The organism is Mesorhizobium sp. B2-3-4, assembly GCF_006442315.1.
Taxonomy (GTDB): Bacteria; Pseudomonadota; Alphaproteobacteria; order Rhizobiales; family Rhizobiaceae; genus Mesorhizobium.
This window is the reverse complement of record NZ_VFVY01000029.1, coordinates 70,913-77,448: the sequence shown is the minus strand read 5'-3', so window position 1 is coordinate 77,448 and position 6,536 is coordinate 70,913. Positions and strand designations below refer to the sequence as shown.

The 6,536-nt window shown below is 65.3% G+C and carries 3 protein-coding genes; 1 reads left to right on the top strand and 2 read right to left on the bottom strand.

Features of this window, described 5'->3' with window-relative positions; all coding sequences use genetic code 11:
* Positions 1–240 precede the first annotated feature (240 nt).
* Together uvrB and FJ967_RS31030 are read right to left on the bottom strand one after the other, a co-directional pair.
* On the bottom strand, positions 241–3,402 hold the full coding sequence (gene uvrB / locus FJ967_RS31035) for an excinuclease ABC subunit UvrB (protein ID WP_140736128.1): 3,162 nt from the start codon (positions 3,400–3,402) through the stop codon (positions 241–243).
* Positions 3,403–3,512: 110 nt separating this feature from the next.
* Positions 3,513–5,114, bottom strand: coding sequence for a DUF2778 domain-containing protein (locus tag FJ967_RS31030; RefSeq protein WP_140736127.1), 1,602 nt, complete (start codon positions 5,112–5,114; stop codon positions 3,513–3,515).
* Between the two features lie 526 nt (positions 5,115–5,640).
* Here FJ967_RS31030 and FJ967_RS31025 point away from each other — a divergent pair.
* Complete coding sequence (locus FJ967_RS31025; protein WP_140736126.1) at positions 5,641–6,510, top strand: protein-L-isoaspartate O-methyltransferase; 870 nt, start codon at positions 5,641–5,643, stop codon at positions 6,508–6,510.
* Positions 6,511–6,536 lie beyond the last annotated feature (26 nt).

The window sequence follows — 6,536 nt, the reverse complement described above, 5'->3', positions numbered from 1 at the left end:
AAAAGCACGCGATGCGCGCGTGGAGTTCGCAAATGCAACTTGACACAACAGATAGTCGCTCATCGCCCTGCCGGGCACTTCTCCCCGTATAGTGACGGGGAGAAGGACGCTGCCACCTATTTCGCGAATCGCCAGCATTGCAAGACGGGCGGTGAGGTTGCGGCCAGCTGACTTCTCCCCGTTTACGGGGAGAAGGCGCGGCGCTCGGTTCCAGAGGCGCCCCGCGTGAGTTCCTTCGACCTATTTCCCCGGTCGCCCCGTCTTGCTCGGCCGGCGCTTTTCCCGGCGGGCGTCGCCCGGATCCTCGTACGAGCCGATGCCGGCGCGCTGGCGCACGATTGGTTTGGCGCCGTGATCCGTCGCGCCCCCCTCTGTCCTGCCGGACATCTCCCCCATCTGGGGGGAGATTGGCTGGGGCTTTGCCGGCACTTTTCCTTCGACAGGCTTTTCCGTGCGGCGCACCGTCATCTCGTCCAGCGAGTTCTTCTTGAACAGTGGCTTGGTGGCTTCACCGGGAATGCCGAAGTCGGAGCCGTGCGCTTCCTGCGCGGTCTGCTTCTTGAACAGCGAGCGCGACACCGCTCCGGCCGGCGTCGGCATGTCGGTGCCAGGCCCCATGTCGTCGATCGACGGCTTGGCGAAGAGCGGCTTCTTCACGGGTACGGCGCCGTCGGCGCCCATCTCGTCGAGTTCGGGCTTGCGGAAGAGATTGGGCCGGGCAGCCTTGGCCGCCTCTTCGGCAGCACGGGCGGCGTCGAGCTTGCGGAAACGCTCCTGCTCTTCCGCCGTCCGATGCTTGGCCACGCCCTTGTTGTGCTTGCCCTTTTCGCGGCCCGACGCCGGACTCTGGCCCTCCACTTCGCGGGCCAGCGGATCGTCGGAGATCGACAGTTCCATCTCGCGCAGGCGCTTGATCTCGTCGCGGATGCGGGCCGCCTTCTCGAAGTCGAGATTGGCGGCGGCGTCGCGCATCTGCTTGTCCAGCGCGTCGAGATGGGCCTTGAAATTGTTGCCCATCATGGCGCCGGCGCTGTCGGTGAACTGCGAGATGTCGGCGCGGACGTGGTCCTTCTCGTAGACCGAATCCAGGATGTCCGAGATGCGCGACTTCACCGATTCCGGGGTGATGCCGTTGGCGGCGTTCCACTCCATCTGTTTCTCGCGGCGGCGGTTGGTCTCGGCCATCGCGCGTTCCATCGAGCCGGTGACCTGGTCGGCATAGAGGATGACCTTGCCGTCGACGTTGCGGGCAGCGCGGCCGATCGTCTGGATCAGCGATGTCTCCGAGCGCAGGAAACCTTCCTTGTCGGCATCGAGAATGGCGACGAAGCCGCATTCGGGGATGTCGAGGCCCTCGCGCAGAAGATTGATGCCGACCAGGACGTCGAAGGCGCCGAGACGCAAATCGCGCAGGATCTCGATACGCTCCAGCGTGTCGATGTCGGAATGCATGTAGCGCACGCGCACGCCCTGTTCGTGCAGATATTCGGTCAGGTCCTCGGCCATGCGCTTGGTCAACACGGTGACCAGCGTGCGATAGCCGGCGGCGGTGGTGTCGCGGATCTCGCCGACGACATCGTCGACCTGGCTCTTGGCCGGGCGCACCTCGACCGGCGGATCGATCAGCCCGGTCGGGCGGATGACCTGCTCGGCGAAGACGCCGCCGGACTGTTCCATCTCCCAGCCGCCTGGCGTCGCCGAAACGGCAACCGAGAGCGGGCGCATGGCGTCCCACTCCTCGAAGCGCAGCGGCCGGTTGTCCATGCAGGAGGGCAGGCGGAAGCCATACTCGGCCAGCGTCGCCTTGCGCCTGAAGTCGCCGCGATACATGCCGCCGATCTGCGGCACGGTGACGTGGCTTTCGTCGATGAAGACCAGCGCGTTGTCCGGAATATATTCGAACAGCGTCGGCGGCGGATCGCCCGGTTGGCGGCCGGTGAGGTAGCGCGAATAGTTCTCGATGCCGGCGCAGGAGCCGGTGGCTTCCAGCATTTCGAGATCGAAGCGGGTGCGCTGCTCCAGCCGCTGCGCTTCGAGCAGGCGTCCGGCGCGCTCCAGTTCGACCAGCCGGTGCTTCAACTCTTCCTTGATCGACTTGATCGCCTGGTTGAGCGTCGGGCGCGGCGTCACATAGTGCGAGTTGGCGTAGATCTTGACGCTTTTCAGCTCACCGGTCTTCTGGCCGGTCAGCGGGTCGAATTCGGTGATCGCCTCGATCTCGTCGCCGAACATCGAGATGCGCCACGCCCGGTCTTCGAGGTGGGCAGGGAAGATTTCGATGGTGTCGCCGCGCACGCGGAACGAGCCGCGCACGAAATTGACCTCCTGGCGCTTGTACTGCTGGGCGACGAGGTCGGCGAGCAGCGCGCGCTGGTCGAGCCGGTCGCCGATCTGCATCTGGAAGGTCATCGCCGTATAGGTCTCGACCGAGCCGATACCGTAGATGCAGGAGACCGAAGCGACGATGATGACGTCGTCGCGCTCAAGCAGCGAGCGCGTCGCCGAGTGGCGCATGCGGTCGATCTGCTCGTTGATCGAGGATTCCTTCTCGATGAAGGTGTCGGTGCGCGGAACGTAGGCTTCCGGCTGGTAGTAGTCGTAATAGGAGACAAAATACTCCACCGCATTGTCGGGGAAGAACTTCTTGAACTCGGCATAGAGCTGGGCGGCCAGCGTCTTGTTCGGCGCCAGGATCAGGGCAGGGCGCTGCGTCTCCTCGATCACCTTGGCCATGGTGAAGGTCTTGCCCGAGCCGGTGACGCCGAGCAGCACCTGGGTGCGGTCGCTGTTGTCGACGCCCTCGACCAGATCCTTGATTGCGGTCGGCTGGTCTCCGGCCGGCTCGAAATCCGACACCATCTTGATGGTGATACCGCCTTCCGACTTTTCCGGCCGGGCCGGGCGGTGCGGCGTCCACAGCACGCCGTCCTTGTGCAGCGGATTGCCGGACTCGATCAGTGCCGAGAGCGCCGCCACCGTGGCGGTGACGCCGCTCGAGGTCATCGTCTCGGCTTCCTCCAGGGAGACGTCGAGGCCGGCGACCGGATTGAGGCCGGCCGCGGCGCGTTCGCGGGCGGTCGCGGCGCCGCCCATCGAGGTGCCGCGCGCGGTGCGTCCCGGGGCTGCGGAGCGCTCGGGAATTTTCTTCGGCGCCTTGGCGCCGCCACCCTTGCCCGTGGCGCGGCCTTCGCGCTCTGCCTCCTGTTCGATCTGCTCGGCCCAATCCGCGATCGAACCGGTCAGCGGCGTGCCCGACAGTTCGGCCTGCGGCATCTCGGCGAAGCCGCCCTTGTGCAGCGGCTCCGAGGCGTCGAGGAAATCGGTCAGCGGGCTGCGCCGTTTCGGCGCGGCGCGGTCGTCATTCGCCGTCGGCGGCGTTCTTTTGTCGGGGGATTTGGCCATGTCCCGAATATGGGATTTCTCAGCCAAAATGGAAAGAGCGCGATGAGGATGGGCCGGCGGCCGCCTCATGCTCCTGACAGAAGGCTGTCAGTAGGTGGCGGGGGCTTATCTCAGGCGCCGCTTCCGTTCGACGCGACCCGGGTCGCCGATCCCCTCAGGCGATCGACCACGACGAGGCGTGTGACCTTGCCCTTCTTGAAGGCGGCGAGGAAGCGGGCATAGTCCCTGAAGACCACGCAGCCATTGGATTCGGCGCGGCCGCCGCGCAGCATGTAGGTGTGGGCGAGCAGGCCGTTGCGGTTGTATTTGTTGCCGCCGCTCACCGGCGTCAGGCGCAGGGCCTCGACGCCGTGGAAGCGCGATTCGCGCAGCGACAGATTGTAGGTGTTGGGCGGCGTCGGGCCACGGTCCTTGACATGGACATAGCGCGGCTGGTCGACCATGGCGCCGAGACCGGAATGCGCCTCGAGCCGCTGGCCGTCGGGCATGTAGACGGTCTTGGCGCTGATGTCATAGACGGCCACGCCATGGCCGGCGCCGGTGCCGGCGCTCGGGCCGTTGAACAGGTTCCTGAACGCCTGGCCGAGGCCACCCGAAGGCGTGTCCGGCTTGGCATAGGCCAGCACGTCGCCGTTTTCGCCGGAGCGGCCCTGGCGGGCAGGCTGCCTGGCCACCTGGACCGGTTTTGCCTGGGGGGCGGGCTTCTGTGCCAGCGCCTTGGGCTGCTGAGCCGGCTTGTCCTGTTCCACGACCTTGGGCTGCGGCGTGTCATATTGCGGCCGGCGGGTCGGCAGCGGCACGTCATCGGTGAGGGCATCCGGCAGGGAGGCCGCGTCGCCGGGCTGTTCCGGTTGGGTCTCGACAGGCGCGACGGCGACGTCGGCCGGGGATTCGGTCATCGGCAGCGGCGAGGCGAAGGCTTCGTCCTCGACCGGCATCGACTGCACGAGGGCCAGCGCCAGCTGCGCATTGTCAGGCGCCTGCGCCTGGGCGAAGCCCATCGGCGCCGGCGCGGTCTGCACGACGGCGTCCGCATCAAGGCGGGCGAAGCGTTCCGCCACCGGAGCCGGCATGTCGTCGGACAGGCTGGCCATGACCTGGACGGACGGCACCAGGGACGCTTCGGTGATTTGCGGGGCGGCGCTGGAAATCAGGGGGCGGGTGCTGGCCCCGGCCGCCGGCTTTCCAGCATTGGCAAAGGCAGCGGCCAGCTTTGTCGGCGACAGCGACGCTTCGACTAGCTCGAAGCGCTGCTGCGATTTCGACTTGGCCGTCACCGGCGCCGGCTTGGCCTGCGCCATAAGGCGCGCGGATTTTTCCGCCTGAGGCGCTACCGCGGCAAGCTTGAAGCAGCTGGCGCCGCACTGTACGGCATGATCATGCAGCGCCTGTGCGCCGCCATGGGCATTGGCCGTCACGAAGGGCGCGGAAGAGCTGAGGAAATGCTGTTTCAGCGGATCGGCGAGGGCGAGCGAGCCCGGCATCGACAATGTCTGCGGCAGGCCGGCAGACGTCGCCGACAGCGAAGCGCCGACGGAGCTGAGGCCAACCATGGTGCCGACGAGCCATAGGCCGACGGCAGCGCCGACGCCCGGCACCGCGACCCAGCGGACGACCCGTTCAGGGGTGAAGGATGAGGCACGTGGCTCATCGCAAGCGGTCTCACCGCTCCAACGCCTGTCCCCGACAATTTTCTGACTCAAGAACGCCATGCAACCAATCTTGCTCCAATCGGCTCCCACGTCCGCGACCGTGATGGTCGCGACGACCATTCTGTGAGTGATCCCAGGTGGTCCCCGACGCGTTTGCCGCGCCTGTCGTTAGTTGCCGATTGCTTCAAAATATGGACAAAGTTGGTTAACCAATCCCTCTCAAAACCAAGCGAGAGACGTGGACTTTGTGCCGAAAAAGGCTTGTCCACGACCATGCACGCGGTATTGCAGCCCTTCCAAGGGTGTTTTGCTGCCTGTTTTTGCCAGGCAAGTCAAGCAAAACAGCCTTTGCTAATTCTCGCAAACGGGCATTTCGGCGCTTCTCGCGGCAATACGGCGCGTCGACATGCTTCGATCGGGGCGTGGCACGTCCTGCCGGCGTCGGCGGCAACTGTTGCCGTCCTGCCACAATTTTTCGATCTGGAGGATCGCCTTCCGGCGCCCGATTGACTCGTTTTGGGAGGCCGTGCAATCCGGTCAAGTGCTTGGTTTTAAGGTGGCAAAGGCCACTTTTGGAGGCTTTTCCATGAAGCGTCGGGACTTCTTGGCGCTGTCGGCGGGTGCTGCGGCGTTTTCCATTGTTCCGGCCGCCGTCAAGGCCGCCGTGCCGGTTCCCTACGACCGCAATGCGGACGTACCGTTCAAGGACAAAAAGTCGTTCATCGACTGGATGGTGGCCAATCGCGGCGAGGATCCGAAATTCCTGGCCGAGCGATTCGATCGCTTCCAGATCATGGTCTACAACAAGGACGTGCTGGACGACCGCAACAAGCGCGCCTTCCTGCTGACGCCGCGTGAGGAGTTCGTGCTGCAGCAGAATCTGGGGCGCGCCTACGACCACGCCTTTCTCGACATCGGCTATGGCGTGACGATCTCGGGTCCGCATCTGGTCGGGCGCATGACCACGTCCATCGACGTGCAGTTCGGCGAGTCCGTGCTCGAGATCGGCACCGGCTCGGGCTACCAGTCGGCCTATCTGGCCAACCTCACCGACAAGGTGCACACGATCGAGATCATCAATCCGCTGGCACAGCGCACCCGCCGCACCTATGATGGGCTGATCGAGCGCGGCTACAGCGAGTTCGGCTCGGTCACCAGCCGCAACGCCGACGGCTACTATGGCTGGGAGAGCGTCGGCCCGTTCGACAAGATCATCGTCACCTGCGGCATCGACCACATTCCGCCGTCTCTGCTGCAGCAGCTGAAGCCCAATGGCGTGATGGTCATCCCGGTCGGTCCGCCCGGCGCCCAGCATGTGCTCAAGGTGATCAAGCAACAGCTTGCCGACGGCACGTTCAACATCGTCCGCTCCGACATCTACAATGGCAAGGTGGTGCCTTTCGTGCCCTTCACCAAGCTGGAAGGCGACCAGATCGTCGGCACGCATAACGGCTGAGTTGCCGCGCGACGGCACCGGCCTTG

What these genes read in the sequence shown, in the direction of transcription:
- uvrB (WP_140736128.1), bottom strand. Translation starts at nt 3,402, where the DNA reads ATGGCCAAATCCCCCGACAAAAGAACGCCGCCGACGGCGAATGACGAC.
- FJ967_RS31030 (WP_140736127.1), bottom strand. Translation starts at nt 5,114, where the DNA reads ATGGCGTTCTTGAGTCAGAAAATTGTCGGGGACAGGCGTTGGAGCGGT.
- FJ967_RS31025 (WP_140736126.1), top strand. Translation starts at nt 5,641, where the DNA reads ATGAAGCGTCGGGACTTCTTGGCGCTGTCGGCGGGTGCTGCGGCGTTT.